This is a genomic window from Rathayibacter sp. AC451 (genome assembly GCF_979253095.1).
The window spans coordinates 1,291,904-1,304,522 of the sequence record NZ_CEEDBD010000001.1 but is presented as its reverse complement, the minus strand read 5'-3'; the positions used below and the strand labels follow the sequence as shown (position 1 = coordinate 1,304,522).

Here is a 12,619-nt window from a genome sequence, read left to right as displayed (position 1 = left end):
AGGTGCCGGGTCGGGCTGCCGCGCGGACTCCGGGTCCGACCGGGCACGTTCTGCGACGGTCTGTCTCCTTCGGCGCTTTCCGTCATACGATATTCGGCATGAGCGACCGAGAGACGATCGACGGCCGGCCCGTGACCGAGCAGCAGATCGCGGACTGGGCGGCGGAGGCCGAGCGGGGCTACGACGTCGGCGCTCTCCGCTCCCGCGGGCGGGGTCGTCCCGGCCGCGGCGCCGAGCCGTCGCAGGTCGTCGCCCTGCGCCTCACCGCCGAGGAGCTCGCCGCACTCGACGAGCGCGCCGCCCGGGAGCACAAGTCGCGCTCCGAGGTCATCCGCGAGGCGCTCGCCGCTTCTGCGGCGTGAAGGTCCACGACGCCGCCCTCAAGCGCGGAGTCGCGCCGCAGGACGCGATCCTGGCGGCGAGTCAGGCGGTGTGGGTCGAGGAACTCGACGACGACTCGCCGGCGCGCCAGCTGCGGCTAGGGTTCGATTCGAGCGGGCGACTGCTCGAGACGGTCGTCCTGACCTTCGACAGCGGCAACGAACTCGTCATCCACGCGATGAAGGCGCGTCCCGGGATGATCGACCTCCTGCCCTGACGGCACGACCTGTTGTTACGCGTGATCGATCCGTCAGTCCTGACGCTCAGTCACGATCGATTCGTCACGAACAACCGCTCAGGGTGGGGATGCACCGGCGCTTCATGACGGATCGGATCACGCCGTCACTCCGAAGCGGACCGAGTCCCTGCGGTATCGCAGGGCGTCGAACTGCGGCCGCCCGAGCGGACCGCGCCCGACTCAGAAGTAGCGCCTCAGGTGCTCCCTCAGCGCGTCGTCGCACACGTACACGTACGTCCCGCGGATCCCTCGCGTCAGCAGCACCGTGTAGATGTTGCGGACGTACGCCAGCAGATCCTCGTCGGAGTACGTGATCCCCAGCTTCGGGTTGTTCTCGCGACCCTTCGTGTCGTGGTAGTTCGAGCGGTCGAAGACGATCCGCTGCGCGACCGGATCGAAGCGTAGGTCGCGTCCGATGATCACGCCGGCGTAGTTGAGGTCGTAGCCCTGGACGGTGTGGATCGAGCCGACCTCGTCGATCGCGCCGGGGGAGTTGATCCAGTCGCGCTGGGTCTGATTCCACCGCAGCGACAGACCGTCGATCTCGATGTCGAACGCGTCCTTCTGCTTCTTGGTGATCCACTTCCAGGCGTACCCGGCGACGAGGCGGGCGAGGCCGTGCTCCTGCTCGCGGAGCAGCAGCTCCCGGCGCAGCTCGTGCACGTCGTCGAAGAAGCGCAGGTCGTATCCGCCGAAGTCCTCGCGCTGCGGAAACGGATTGTCGGACAGCACCGAACGCACGTACCCGACGTAGTCCTTGTCCGCGGCGATGCGCATCTGCGAGCGGAGCGGGTACATCCGGCTGGTCGCGGAGGCTTCTGCGAGAAGACTCCGTGTCACCGCTGCAGGGAGGTCCATCGGGCGGACCGTCTGAGCCGTGTCGAGCATCAGGATCACGTGCCTGCTCTGCGCCCGGATCCAGTCGAGCTGCGTGTACTCGAGCGCGTCCTCACCGAACAGAGTCCTGTTGATGTCCGCGAACGTCTTGTTCAGGGGGCCGGAGGGCTGGTTCGCCCGCTGGCTCAGCCGGTGCGCCTCGTCGACGAGGAGGAGGTCGAAGGGCTCGGCGCTCTTCCCCACCTCGAACGGCGTGAGCACCAGATCCTTCGACAGCCCTGGCGTGAGAGTGAAGACCCGCGCGATCGATCCGCGCAGCGACTGCTGCGGAACCACCAGCCCGATGCGGAGCATCGACAGCAGTTCCCGGTGCCCCGGCGTGAAGAAGTCGCTGAAGACGGAGTCGCTGTCCAGCGGCTCCTCCGGATCGTGCCGGCGGATGTCCTGGAGCAGCTTCATCAGGTAGATCGCGACGACGGTCTTGCCGGTTCCGGGATCCCCTGCACGACGACGGTGCTCCGCTCGCCCGACTCGAGGTCGGCGAAGAGGCCCTCGAGGATGTCCTCGACGGCGATCGCCTGATCGTGGTTGAGCGCCTTGAACGGCGACAGCTTGAAGAGGTCGCTGTTGATGATCTCCGGAAGCGTCCGCTGGAAGAGGTGCTCCTCGGTGCGCAGGACCTCGAACACCTCGTCGAACGTCCGGCGGTAGGAGTCGCGGTCGAAGTAGTCGGCGTCGGTGATACCCGCGTTGTGGTTCAGCACCTGCAGCCGGCCCTCGCCGGAGAGCATCCGCAGGAGGAAGGACTCGAGATCGAGGCACGCGGACTTGTTGAAGGTGTCGTCCAGCACGACCCGCACGCGCTCGAGTCGGCTCTTCTCGGGGGAGTCCAGATGCTGGCGGAGTCGTCCCTCCGCATTGAGGGACTCGCCGACGTAGACCTCAGCCGCACTGTCCAGCACGTACACGACGGGCCAGTTGCGATGCCGCGGGTCGGCGGCTCCCCACGCACGGACCTGATCGGAGTCGAAGGGCAGGTGCTCGAGGCTAAAGCCGGTCATACTTCGCGCTCCGTCCGCGAGCCTTGTCGACGGGGTACTTCTCGCGGGTCCTCTGGAGCTTCGCGAGGACGATGTCGTCCGCGTCGACTCCGAGCCGGTCGGCGAGCAGGAAGCAGTACGTCAGCACGTCCGCGAGCTCGTCGACCGCCGAGGGCAGGTCGCCCTCGCCCCACTGGAAGCACTCGAGCAGCTCGCCCGACTCGATGCTGATGCTCTTCGCGAGGTTCTCGGGGGAGTGGAACTGCGCCCAGTCGCGCTCCTGGACGAACGAGCGGAGGGCATCGAGGACATCGTCACCGGGCATGGCTGCCAACCTATTCGACAGGCGGCGTCCCCGCTCCCGCGAGCCGGCACCTGCCCGGTGGTCGCGAAGCGGTCCTCGAAGGACGAGCAGACCCCGGATCGGGTCGACTCGACGTGGTCTCGGTCGCCCAGTGGACGCAGAACGGCTCCGACGGCCCGCTCGAGCCCCCGATCGCGTCCACTCGGTGCGGCGGTGATCGGCGGCGACCAGCGAGAAGGGCCCTTGCGCCCGACGAGCCCGGCCCGGGCGCCGCACTCGCCGACCGCTGCACCACGGCGGCTGCTACTCCGATACCCGGAGTTCCTTCCGCACCTGCACCGCCGTCGTCTCGTAGCCGAGCGACTCGTACAGCCCGCGGGCGGTCGTGTTGAAGCCGAAGACGTTGAGGGCCAGCGCCCGGTAGCCGAGGGCGAGCGCGTGCTCCTCGGCCAGCAGCATCGCGGCCCGCCCGAACCCGCGGCCGCGAGAGGGCTCGTCCACCTCGACGTCCCAGATCCAGGCGACGCCGTCGAGCTCCTGCGGGTGGGGCCCCACCCAGATCACGCCGACCGGGACGCCGTCGTCGAGGATCCGCAGCACCTCGTGACCGGGTGCGAGCCGGCCGTCCGGGAAGAGGCGGTCGTGCGAGGCCTGCGCGTTCCGCTCGGCCGCCGCCTCGTCGTCGCCCGCGCGGAGGCGGTCGTCGACGTACGACGCGCGCTGCGCGGTCATCCAGGCGGCGAGATCGGAGGGAGGGAAGGGCGCGAGAGAGACGGTCACCGCACCACGGTCGCACGCCGTCGCCCGATCCGTCCCGGACCGGACACCGCGCGCGCCCGATCCGACCCGACCGTCACTGCGCGCGGCCGGTCCGCCCCGACCGCCACCTCACGCGACCGATGAGTCACTCCCGGACGCCGTCCTCGACCGATCCGTCGCGAACGGCCGCTCGTCGCGAGCACGCACCGCCGGTCGCGACGGATCGCCTCAGTCTCGCCGTTGGACACGATCTGCGGCTCTCAGAACCTCAGAGCAGCAGAAACCGCCCAATGGCGGCCGCTACGACCGGTCCGCGTCCTCGCGCGCCGACACCTGGTCGGCGTGCTTCTTCTTCCCGAAGCGGGTCGCGAGGAACAGCAGCGATCCGACCACGACGTACCCCGCGGTGCCGAGCCACACCACTCCGGTCTGCTGGGTGAGCAGCACGATGCTCGCGATCGTCGCCAGGATCGGGACCACGCGCGGCACCGAGAAGTGCGGGTGGTCGACGCGGTCCTTCTTCAGCACGAGCACCGAGACGTTCGCCGAGATGAAGACGAGGAGCAGCAGCAGCACGGTCGTCTCCGACAGCGTGCCGACATCGCCGAGGACGCTCAGCAGCATCGTCACGCCGCCGACGACGAGGATCGACACCCACGGGGTGCGGCGGTTCGGCAGGACGCGTCCGAAGGCGCTCGGCAGGAGCCCCGCCGTGGCCAGGCCGAAGCCGACGCGGCTCGCCATGACCATGAAGAGCAGTGCGCCGTTGGCGATCGCGACGAGCGCGATCAGGCCGAACAGCCAGGGCGGCACTCCCACCCCGCTGGCCGCGACCACGTCGAGCAGGGGTCCGGTGGACTCGGCGAGCTCGTCGATCGGGAGCACGATGACGGCGCCGAGGGCGATCAGGAGGTAGACGACGGCGGCCGTGAACAGGGCCGCGAAGAGCGCGCGCGGGTAGACCTTCGAGGGGTTCCGCACCTCCTCCGCCATGTTCGCCGCGGCCTCGAATCCGAGGAAGGAGAAGAAGGCGACGATGGAGGCGGCGAACGCGCCCTGCAGCGGAGCGACCTCGGGGTTGAACTCCAGGACCCGGGAGAAGTCGCCGTTGCCGGCGCCGAAGAAGATCGCCGCGCAGACGATCACGATCACGAGGCCGCTGACCTCGATGACCGAGGCGACGAGGTTCGCGGTCAGCGACTCCTTCACTCCGCGCAGGTTCACGAGGGTGAGGATCGCGATGAAGACGAGGGCCGTGGGCACGGGAGGCACGTCCAGCAGAGCGCCCAGGTAGTCGCCCGCGAAGGCGTTCGCGAGGGCGGCGGCGGTCGTGATGCCCGACGCCATCATCAGGAAGCCGACCAGGAACGAGAGGTACGGCTTGCCGAACGCCCGGTCGACGTAGCGGGCGGCGCCGCCGGCATGCGGGTACTTCGTGATCAGCTCCGCATAGGTGCCCGCGGTCAGCAGGGCGATCACCAACGCGATCAGCAGCGGCAGCCAGATCACGCCGCCCACGTCCTGCGCCATGGTGCCCACGAGCGTGTAGATGCCCGCGCCGAGGGTGTCGCCGACGATGAAGGCGAACAGCAGTGGCCCGGTGATGACCTTCTTCAGCGATCCCTTGCCCGCTTCGGATCCCTTGCCGGTCCCCGGGGAGTTCTCGCCGGTCGTGCTCGTCGTATCCGTCATCCGGTAACTCCACCCATCCGGGGGCACTCAGCGCAAGCCCTGGTGGTCGATCGCTGCGAGATTTCTCACGGTCGAAACATCACGGCGAGCGGTCGTCGATCGGCAGCTGCGCCCCGATCACCCGCAGCAGCTCGAGCTTCTCGTGGCTCGGCGATCCGGGTGCCGCCGTGTACACGAGCAGCGCGTGCGAGTCGACCGGGTCGATCAGCGTCTGGCAGGCGAGATCGAGGCGTCCGAGCTCCGGGTGCTCGAACCGCTTGGTCTCGCCGGGCCGCACCCCCACCTCGTGCAGCGCCCAGACGCGGCGGAACTCGTCGCTGCGCTCGAGGAGCAGCTCGACGTAGCGGGCGGCGCGCGACCCGGGTCCCCGGCGGCTGAGCACCTCGCGCAGTCCCGACGCCCAGAGGCGCGACAGGTGCTCGTGACCCTCCTCGGCGTAGATCGCCCGGGTCGACGGATCGGTGAACCAGCGGTAGCCGATGCTGCGGTCGGGTCCGGTGAAGCGGGTGAGGTCGCCGGTGAGCGCGACGCCCAGCGGAGTCTGCCGCAGCGTCTCGCCCAGCTCCGTCACGATCTCGGCGGGCGTGTCCTGCAGACGGTCGAGGATCCGGAGCAGTCCCGGACCGACGTGCCCGTCCGCCGCTCCGCGCTCCGGCGGCCGGTGACCGGCGAGGTGGAAGAGGTGGTCGCGCTCGGCGAGCGTGAGGTGCAGCCCCTGGGCGATCGCGGCGAGCATCTGCTCCGACGGCTGGGGGCTCCGGCCCCGCTCGATGCGGGCGTAGTAGTCGGCCGACATGCTGCAGCGCGCGGCGACCTCCTCGCGGCGGAGTCCGGCGGTGCGGCGGCGCGCCGTCCGCGGCAGCCCCACGTCCTCGGGCTGCAGCGACTCCCGTCGTGCGCGGAGGAACTCGGCGAGACCCTCCCGGTCCATCGTGCGCATCGCTCCTCCAGCCGTCGGCTCTCTTTCTAGCGCGGCGGGTGCCGCCCAGCCACTGCTCGCCGATCAGCGGCTGAGCGGGCCGTTCCTCCGGGTGCCGGTTCCGCGCAGGCTGGCGGCACCGCAGGACCGCACCGGTCCCGACCCCGAACAGGAGCCCGCCATGGCACGCCGACCGATCGATCTCACTCCCTCCGACCTTGCCAGGCTCGCCGGGCTGTCCGGCCGCCGCGCCCTCGTCACCGGAGGCAGCGACGGCCTGGGACTCGTCCTCGCCGGCCGCCTGGCCGCGGCGGGCGCCGAGGTGGTGCTGCCCGTCCGCGATCGGGCGAAGGGGGAGGCGGCCGCCGCGAGGATCCGCGAGCGGCACCCCGGTGCCGTCGTCTCGCTCCGCGACCTCGATCTCGCGTCGCTCGACTCCGTCGCGGCGCTCTCCGCCGCGCTCGAGACCGAGGGCGCCCCGATCCACCTGCTCGTCGCGAACGCCGGGGTGATGACCCCGCCGGCCCGCCGCAGCACCGTCGACGGCTTCGAGCTGCAGCTCGGCACCAACCACCTCGGCCACTTCGCCCTGATCGGCCGTCTCCTTCCTCTGCTGCGCGCGGGCCGCGCCCGCGTCGTCTCGCAGGTGAGCATCGCCGCCGACCGGAACGCGGTGCACTGGGAGGACCCGAACTGGGAGCGCGGCTACCACGCGTTCCGCGCCTACAGCTCGTCGAAGATCGCCCTCGGGCTGTTCGGCCTCGAGCTCGAGCGCAGGAGCGCCGCGCGCAGCTGGGGGATCACGAGCAACCTCTCCCACCCCGGAGTGGCTCCCACCAGCCTGCTCGCCGCCCGGCCCGAGACGGGGCGCGACCGCGACGGCCTCGACGTGCGGCTCATCCGTGCGCTGTCGCGGCGCGGCCTGCTGGTGGGCACGGTCGAGACCGCGCCGCTGCCCGCGCTCCTCGCCGCGGTCCTCGACGGCGAGGGCGGCCGGTTCGTCGGGCCGGGCGGTCCGGGGCGGCTGGGCGGTGCGCCGACCGAGCAGCGCGCCTACCCGCGCGTTCGGAGCGTCGAGGACGCGGACCGCGTCTGGCGGCTCTCGGAGGAGCTCACCGGGGTGCGGTTCCCGTGACGTCCGAGTTCACCTCGTCGTCACCCGCGGCGGCGATCATCGAGCACATGTCGATGGCAGAGCCCTTCCTCCCGTCCTCCCGGCCCGCTCGCGACGCCGAGCAGGCCGAGCGCGATCTCGACGTCGAGGTCGCCCCCGAGACGCCCGAGCCCGAGGTCGATCTCCCGCCCGCCGGCCCCTTCCGGACGCCGGAGCCCGGAGATCGCCTGAGCGCCGATCAGCTGGCCGCCGAGATCGGCGAGGGCGAGCCGGCCGACTGCGACTGAGTCAGGAGCGCGTGCTCAGCGCGAGGACGACGGCCGCGGCCGCCGCGAGCGCGCGCACGCTGTTCCACGCCGTCCAGGTGCGGGCGTAGGCGGACCAGGAGGCAGGGTCCCGCTCGAGCCGCCGGTTCAGCGGCACGTTCACCGCCACGGTGATCGCGGTGCTCGCGAGGGACGCCACGGCGACCGCTCCGTCGGCGGGATCGGAGCGGACGAGGGCCGAGACGCCGAGGGCCGCGGCGGCGACGGCGGTCCCGCCGAAGAGCAGCAGGAACGGCCCGCGCTCGGCGGACCGGTTGATGCCGATCATGACGGCCGCGGCGTGGCCCGGGTCCTGACGGCGCAGGGCGGGCACGACCATCGTGCTGAACGCCGTGTAGACGCCGGCGACGAGTCCGGAGCCGACGACCGCGGCGGCGGCGAGGGCGCTCACGAGCGTGCGCTCTCGAGCGGGTGACCGACGGGGAGGAGGTGGGGTGTCATGCCCCCATCCCACCGCGGCGACCGTAGACGGGCAATGGTCCGAACGCCGGAGAACCTCGGTGATCGTCTACGGTGAGCCCGTGGATCCGCTCGATCACTTCCTCGCCGGTCCGCGCGCGTCGCGGGCGTTCGCGCTCCTCATGCGGATGGGGGCACCGTGGGGCGTCGCGGTGCGCGACGGTGCCGCCCTGACCCTGGTGGCCGTGACGGAGGGGTCCGCTCGGATCGACGGCCGACTGCTCCGGGCGGGGGACGTCGCGCTGGTGACCGGTGCCGATCCCTACATCGTGACCGACGCGGCCGGCAGCGAGGCGTCGGTCGTGATCGAGCCAGGCCAGGTCTGCCGCAGCCTCGACGGCCGCGACCTGACCGACGAGCTGCGCCATGGAGTCCGTCGCTGGGGCAACGCCGTCGACGGCGAGACCACTCTGCTCGTCGGCGCCTACGACCGTGCGGACGACGTCGGCGGCCTCGTCCTGCGGGTGCTGCCGCGCCTCGCGGTCGTCCCCTCCGGCGACGAGGGCGTCGTGCCCCTCCTGGTGCGCGAGCTCGACCGATCGGGGGCGGCGGGTCAGATCGTCGTGGACCGGCTGCTCGACGTGCTCCTCGTCGCGACGATCCGGCGCTGGGCCGCCGAGTCCGACGCCGACGCCTGGCTCGCCTGCAGCGACCCGGTCGTCGTGGCCGCCCTCGAGCTGCTCCACGCCGACCCGGCGGCGCCGTGGACGGTCGCCGACCTCGCGCGCCGGGTCTGCGTCTCCCGCGCCTCGCTCGCCGCCCGGTTCCGCGAGGGCACGGGCGCCCCTCCGATGACCTACCTCACCCGCTGGCGCCTCACGCTCGCGGGCGACCTCCTGCTCGATCCCGGAGTGACGATCGCCGCCGTCGCGCGCTCCGTCGGCTACGAGGACCCCTTCGCCTTCAGCTCGGCGTTCAAGCGGCACGTCGGTGCCACGCCGACCGAGTTCCGGAGGCGCCCCCGGTCCGGGTGAGCCCTCAGCCCTCCTCGAGCACGCTCCGCAGGGCCGCGTTCGCCTCGCGCCACTCCTGGGGATCCGCGTCCTCCCACAGCTCCGTGAGCTCGCTGCCGGGGGAGTCGGCGGCGCTCAGCGCGGCCAGGGCGAGCGCCACGAGCTCGTCGTCGGGCCGCCCGGCGCGCTCGACGAAGTGCCGGATCGTGTCGGCGTGCGCGCCGCCCTCGCGGCCGAGCCCGCGGGCCACGACCTCGGCGGCCGCGATCGCGCAGTCCGCGGTGTCGGCGTCCACCTGCGCCGAGGCGACGGCGGCATCGAGCGCCTCGCGCACGTACCGCCAGTCGTCGGCCTCGTCGAGCTCGTAGACCCAGTCGCCCGCCGTGTCGTTGCCGAACGGCTCCCCACTCCACGCACCCATGGCCCGACGCTACGGCAGTCGGCGGGAGGCCGCACGGACGAGGTCCTGCAGGAGCGCCGCGGCGGCCTCGCCGTTCCTCGGCGTGACGGCGGGATGGTTCGGAGCCGTGTGGCCCGGTCCGATCCGGACCGCCTTCTCGGGGTCGTCCCACGAGAGCGCACCCACCTCGGCCAGCGGCACTCGGCGCACCGGCTCGAAGAGGTCGCGGGTGTAGAGGGCGGCGTCGGTGATCGCGAGGCCGTACACGCCGGCGAAGGTGGCGCTCGAGAGCGACACGAGGATCGCCTCCTCGGCGGGGAGCGACCACTTGGCCGCCAGCTTCGCCAGGCCCTTCGCGTCCTTCGGGCGGCTCGGCAGGAGGAGGTCGCCGCTCATGCCGCTGGCGAGGACGACGTCCTCGACGCTCTCGTCCTCCTGCGGCTCGGCGTCCGGGCTCGCGCGGACCGCGGTCACGACGGCCGCGAGGTACTCCGCCGCGTCCTCCCGCACCTGCGGGCGGCAGGATCCGCGCGATCTGCGCGAGGCCGATGGCGACGCCCGCGACGAGGAGGCGCTCGCCGTCGACGCGAATCGACGCCGGATCCAGGGTCGCGGTGGGCAGGCGCACCGCGTCGCCGCGCGGATCGTCGACCACGACGGCGCGGTCGGTCACGAGCACGCCGTTCGAGTGCCGGCGCCCGAGCAGATCGATCGAGTGGAACCCCCAGTACACGAGCGGCAGCTCGCGACCGCGGAGCGAGTCGCCCTGCCGCATCTGCCGCACCGCGCGCCAGAACACGGCCTCGGCGTCGTCGAACACCGGATGCTCCGTCTCGCCGGCTCGGAAGACGAACGAGTGGTTCGACTCCGGCACCCCGACCGCGGCGACGAGCGCCGAGAGCCGGTCGAACGCGGCACGGCGCTCGGGAGGGAGGGCGGCCAACAGCTCGGCGAGGTCCCGGGGGTCGCTCACGGGGTGCCGATCCGCTCCGCGAGCGCGACGATGATCCCCTCCGGACCGCGGACGTACGCCATCCGCCAGATCGCCTCGTACTGACCGACGCCCCCGACGAGTCCGTACCCGTCGGCGTCGAGCGTCTCGAGCACGGCCGCGAGGTCGTCGACCACGAACGCGAGACTCCGCAGCCCCGGCTCGTTCGCCTGCACGGCCGGGGGAACGGGCCGCGGCTCCGGCCGGACGAAGCGCGACAGCTCGACGGCGGTCCCGCCGCCGGGCGGGCGGAGCATGACGATCTCGGTCCGCGCGTCGGACATCCCGATCACCGTGTCGAGGAACTCGCCCTCCACCGGCGTCCTGCCCTCGATCTCGAGGCCCAGCCCGACGAAGAACGCCGTCGCCGTCTCGAGATCCTCCACCGTCACTCCGATGTGATCGAACCCTGTGATCCCCGCCACCGCCGCCTCCTCGCGTCCGCACCAGTCAGGCACCGGCGGCGCTCCGTGTCAACGAGCCGTTCGGTGCTGCAGCGCCGCCGCGCAGCTCGCGAGCAGCCGGGTCAGCCGCTCGCGGTCGCCGTCCGCCAGGTCCGCCACCATCCGGTCCTCGACCACGCGGACCGCGGCGCTCGCCGTCGCGAGCTGCCGGCGTCCGGCCTCCGTCAACTCGGTCGGCAGGACCCGGCCCGAGACCGGGCGCTCGGCCCGGCTGACCAGCCCCTGCTGCTCGAGCGACTGCAGCAGCACGTTCATCGACTGCCGCGTGACGAACGTCCCGCGCGCCAGCTCCGAGTTCGACAGGCCCGGGCGCTGCGCGAGCAGCTCGAGGCACGAGTAGTGCGTGATCGTCATGCCCAGCGGATGCAGCACCTCCTCCATGGCCGAGCGCAGCGCCGTCGACGCGACCTTCAGCAGATAGCCCGGCGAGGCGGCCAGATCGATCCCGTCACCATGCATGTCAGAAGTCTGACATAGTCGGAGGTGTGTCAGATGACTGACACTCGATGAAAGGGAACACCCATGACAGTCTCCGGCCCCGGCTTCGTCTCGCTCCAGGTGCGCGACCTCGAGCGCTCCGCCGCGTTCTACGAGCAGCACCTCGGCTTCGTCCGCCAGGCGGGCCCGCCCCACGCGGTGGTCTTCGGCACGGCGCCGGCCGCTTTCGCGGTCCGCTCGGCGGCGCCCGGCGTCGATCTCGATGCCGCACCGCTGGGCCGCGGCATCGGGCTCTGGCTGCACGCCTCGGAGGCGGAGTCGGTGCACGCGGCCCTCGTCGCCGCCGTCGTGCCGATCGCCGTGGATCCGGTGCAGGGTCCGTTCGGGTTCACCTTCACCTTCGAAGACCCGGACGGCTACCTCATCACCCTCCACGACCGCGCCTGAGAGCACTTGCCGTCGTCGATCGACGCCCGTTACCGTCGTGGCACGCCGCCGACGACGAGGACTGCGAGGCACCCGTGGGACAGCTGATCTACTCGATGATCACCTCGCTCGACGGCTACGCCATCGACGCGGAGGGCGGCTCCGAGTTCCTCGAGGTGGGTCGGGAGGCGCACGACTTCTTCGCCGAGCGGCTGCGCTCGGTCGGCACCTTCCTCTACGGCCGCCGCATGTACGAGACGATGCTGTTCTGGGAGACCGCGCATCGGAACCCCGAGCACCCGCCGTACATCGTCGATTTCGCGCGAGCGTGGCAGGCCGCCGACAAGATCGTCTACTCGACGACGCTCCAGGAGGTGTCGAGCGAGAGGACGCGGATCGAGCGCTCCTTCGATCCCGACGAGGTCCGTGCACTCAAGGCCGCGTCGGCACCCGACCTGACCGTCGATGGACCGGAGCTCGCCTCGCACGCGATCCGCGCGGGCCTCGTCGACGAGTTCCAGCCCGTCCTCGGGCCCCTCGCGGTCGGCGGAGGCACCCCCTTCTTCCCGGCGGGGGTGCGGCTGGATCTGCGGCTGCTCGATCAGCACCGCTTCGCCTCCGGCGGCCTGTGGCTGCGCTACGCGGCGGTGCCGTCCGCCGGCTGAGCGCGGCCGGTCTGCGAAGACCCGGTGCCGCCGGTGCTCCCGGTCGGGCGTCCGGCTCGCAGGATCGGGTTCGGCTCGCGAGCTCGACCTCTTCTTCCTGAACGCCGGGCCGATCGCGGCGCGCCTGGACCGTCACGTCGACGATCGGCTGACGCGGCCTCCCTCCCCGTGGCGGGCCCCGGTAGACTGGAGCGCTTCGCAGTCGAGAGTGGA

Annotated in this window: 18 protein-coding genes; 7 read left to right on the top strand and 11 right to left on the bottom strand. The window is 71.8% G+C overall.

All coding sequences use genetic code 11. The features are described 5' to 3' along the window. Positions 1-98: 98 nt before the first annotated feature. Positions 99-362 (top strand): ribbon-helix-helix protein, CopG family, encoded by a 264-nt coding sequence (locus AC0CID_RS06220; protein WP_465226129.1) that lies wholly within the window; start codon positions 99-101, stop codon positions 360-362. After that, positions 359-598, top strand: coding sequence for a toxin (locus tag AC0CID_RS06215; protein WP_465226128.1), 240 nt, complete (start codon positions 359-361; stop codon positions 596-598). The genes AC0CID_RS06220 and AC0CID_RS06215 overlap by 4 nt, the downstream gene beginning before the upstream one ends. 201 nt (positions 599-799) lie before the next feature. On the opposite strand, the gene AC0CID_RS06210 is transcribed toward AC0CID_RS06215, so the two are convergent. The 6 genes from AC0CID_RS06210 to AC0CID_RS06185 form a co-directional block, all read right to left on the bottom strand. Continuing rightward, positions 800-1,915 (bottom strand): DNA/RNA helicase domain-containing protein, encoded by a 1,116-nt coding sequence (locus tag AC0CID_RS06210; protein WP_465226127.1) that lies wholly within the window; start codon positions 1,913-1,915, stop codon positions 800-802. Then, complete coding sequence (locus AC0CID_RS06205; RefSeq protein ID WP_465226126.1) at positions 1,915-2,517, bottom strand: GIY-YIG nuclease family protein; 603 nt, start codon at positions 2,515-2,517, stop codon at positions 1,915-1,917. Before AC0CID_RS06205 ends, AC0CID_RS06210 begins: the two co-directional genes overlap by 1 nt. Continuing rightward, entirely contained in the window at positions 2,504-2,821 is a 318-nt protein-coding gene (locus tag AC0CID_RS06200) for a nucleotide pyrophosphohydrolase (RefSeq protein WP_465226125.1), read from the bottom strand. Before AC0CID_RS06200 ends, AC0CID_RS06205 begins: the two co-directional genes overlap by 14 nt. Positions 2,822-3,103: 282 nt before the next feature. Next, entirely contained in the window at positions 3,104-3,580 is a 477-nt protein-coding gene (locus AC0CID_RS06195) for a GNAT family N-acetyltransferase (protein WP_465226124.1), read from the bottom strand. Positions 3,581-3,859: 279 nt separating this feature from the next. Further along, entirely contained in the window at positions 3,860-5,251 is a 1,392-nt protein-coding gene (locus AC0CID_RS06190) for an APC family permease (RefSeq protein WP_465226123.1), read from the bottom strand. Positions 5,252-5,330: 79 nt separating this feature from the next. Beyond that, entirely contained in the window at positions 5,331-6,191 is an 861-nt protein-coding gene (locus AC0CID_RS06185; protein ID WP_465226122.1) for a helix-turn-helix transcriptional regulator, read from the bottom strand. Between the two features lie 160 nt (positions 6,192-6,351). On the opposite strand from AC0CID_RS06185, the gene AC0CID_RS06180 reads away from it, so the two are divergent. Together AC0CID_RS06180 and AC0CID_RS06175 are read left to right on the top strand one after the other, a co-directional pair. After that, entirely contained in the window at positions 6,352-7,305 is a 954-nt protein-coding gene (locus AC0CID_RS06180; protein ID WP_465226121.1) for an SDR family oxidoreductase, read from the top strand. After that, positions 7,302-7,571: a hypothetical protein gene (locus AC0CID_RS06175; protein ID WP_465226120.1), complete on the top strand. Its 270-nt coding sequence runs from the start codon at positions 7,302-7,304 to the stop codon at positions 7,569-7,571. Before AC0CID_RS06180 ends, AC0CID_RS06175 begins: the two co-directional genes overlap by 4 nt. Position 7,572: 1 nt before the next feature. On the opposite strand, the gene AC0CID_RS06170 is transcribed toward AC0CID_RS06175, so the two are convergent. Further along, a complete protein-coding gene (locus tag AC0CID_RS06170; protein WP_465226119.1) occupies positions 7,573-8,001 on the bottom strand; it encodes an anthrone oxygenase family protein in 429 nt (142 codons plus the stop codon). 130 nt (positions 8,002-8,131) lie between these two features. Here AC0CID_RS06170 and AC0CID_RS06165 point away from each other — a divergent pair, with 130 nt between their 5' ends. Then, positions 8,132-9,043 carry a cupin domain-containing protein gene (locus AC0CID_RS06165; protein WP_465226118.1) on the top strand — a complete coding sequence of 304 codons (912 nt, stop codon included), beginning with the start codon at positions 8,132-8,134 and terminating at the stop codon, positions 9,041-9,043. A gap of 4 nt (positions 9,044-9,047) precedes the next feature. Here AC0CID_RS06165 and AC0CID_RS06160 read toward each other — a convergent pair whose 3' ends face one another. The 4 genes from AC0CID_RS06160 to AC0CID_RS06145 all read right to left on the bottom strand — a co-directional run bounded on the left by AC0CID_RS06160 (position 9,048) and on the right by AC0CID_RS06145 (position 11,336). Next, the gene (locus tag AC0CID_RS06160; protein WP_465226117.1) at positions 9,048-9,443 is read right to left on the bottom strand and encodes a DUF4259 domain-containing protein; all 396 of its coding nucleotides are present in this window, start codon (positions 9,441-9,443) and stop codon (positions 9,048-9,050) included. Positions 9,444-9,452: 9 nt separating this feature from the next. After that, positions 9,453-9,932 (bottom strand): hypothetical protein, encoded by a 480-nt coding sequence (locus AC0CID_RS06155; protein ID WP_465226116.1) that lies wholly within the window; start codon positions 9,930-9,932, stop codon positions 9,453-9,455. A gap of 459 nt (positions 9,933-10,391) precedes the next feature. Further along, complete coding sequence (locus AC0CID_RS06150; RefSeq protein WP_465226115.1) at positions 10,392-10,838, bottom strand: VOC family protein; 447 nt, start codon at positions 10,836-10,838, stop codon at positions 10,392-10,394. A 48-nt stretch (positions 10,839-10,886) separates the two neighbouring features. Further along, on the bottom strand, positions 10,887-11,336 hold the full coding sequence (locus tag AC0CID_RS06145) for a MarR family winged helix-turn-helix transcriptional regulator (RefSeq protein WP_465226114.1): 450 nt from the start codon (positions 11,334-11,336) through the stop codon (positions 10,887-10,889). Between the two features lie 63 nt (positions 11,337-11,399). On the opposite strand from AC0CID_RS06145, the gene AC0CID_RS06140 reads away from it, so the two are divergent. Together AC0CID_RS06140 and AC0CID_RS06135 are read left to right on the top strand one after the other, a co-directional pair. Continuing rightward, positions 11,400-11,762: a VOC family protein gene (locus AC0CID_RS06140; RefSeq protein WP_465226113.1), complete on the top strand. Its 363-nt coding sequence runs from the start codon at positions 11,400-11,402 to the stop codon at positions 11,760-11,762. Between the two features lie 74 nt (positions 11,763-11,836). Next, entirely contained in the window at positions 11,837-12,406 is a 570-nt protein-coding gene (locus tag AC0CID_RS06135) for a dihydrofolate reductase family protein (RefSeq protein ID WP_465226112.1), read from the top strand. The last annotated feature ends 213 nt before the right edge of the window (positions 12,407-12,619 follow it).

Coding starts and splice junctions, on each gene's coding strand:
- AC0CID_RS06220 (WP_465226129.1), top strand. CDS start 99: ATGAGCGACCGAGAGACGATCGACGGCCGGCCCGTGACCGAGCAGCAG.
- AC0CID_RS06210 (WP_465226127.1), bottom strand. CDS start 1,915: ATGAAGCTGCTCCAGGACATCCGCCGGCACGATCCGGAGGAGCCGCTG.
- AC0CID_RS06205 (WP_465226126.1), bottom strand. CDS start 2,517: ATGACCGGCTTTAGCCTCGAGCACCTGCCCTTCGACTCCGATCAGGTC.
- AC0CID_RS06200 (WP_465226125.1), bottom strand. CDS start 2,821: ATGCCCGGTGACGATGTCCTCGATGCCCTCCGCTCGTTCGTCCAGGAG.
- AC0CID_RS06190 (WP_465226123.1), bottom strand. CDS start 5,251: ATGACGGATACGACGAGCACGACCGGCGAGAACTCCCCGGGGACCGGC.
- AC0CID_RS06185 (WP_465226122.1), bottom strand. CDS start 6,191: ATGCGCACGATGGACCGGGAGGGTCTCGCCGAGTTCCTCCGCGCACGA.
- AC0CID_RS06180 (WP_465226121.1), top strand. CDS start 6,352: ATGGCACGCCGACCGATCGATCTCACTCCCTCCGACCTTGCCAGGCTC.
- AC0CID_RS06160 (WP_465226117.1), bottom strand. CDS start 9,443: ATGGGTGCGTGGAGTGGGGAGCCGTTCGGCAACGACACGGCGGGCGAC.
- AC0CID_RS06145 (WP_465226114.1), bottom strand. CDS start 11,336: ATGCATGGTGACGGGATCGATCTGGCCGCCTCGCCGGGCTATCTGCTG.
- AC0CID_RS06140 (WP_465226113.1), top strand. CDS start 11,400: ATGACAGTCTCCGGCCCCGGCTTCGTCTCGCTCCAGGTGCGCGACCTC.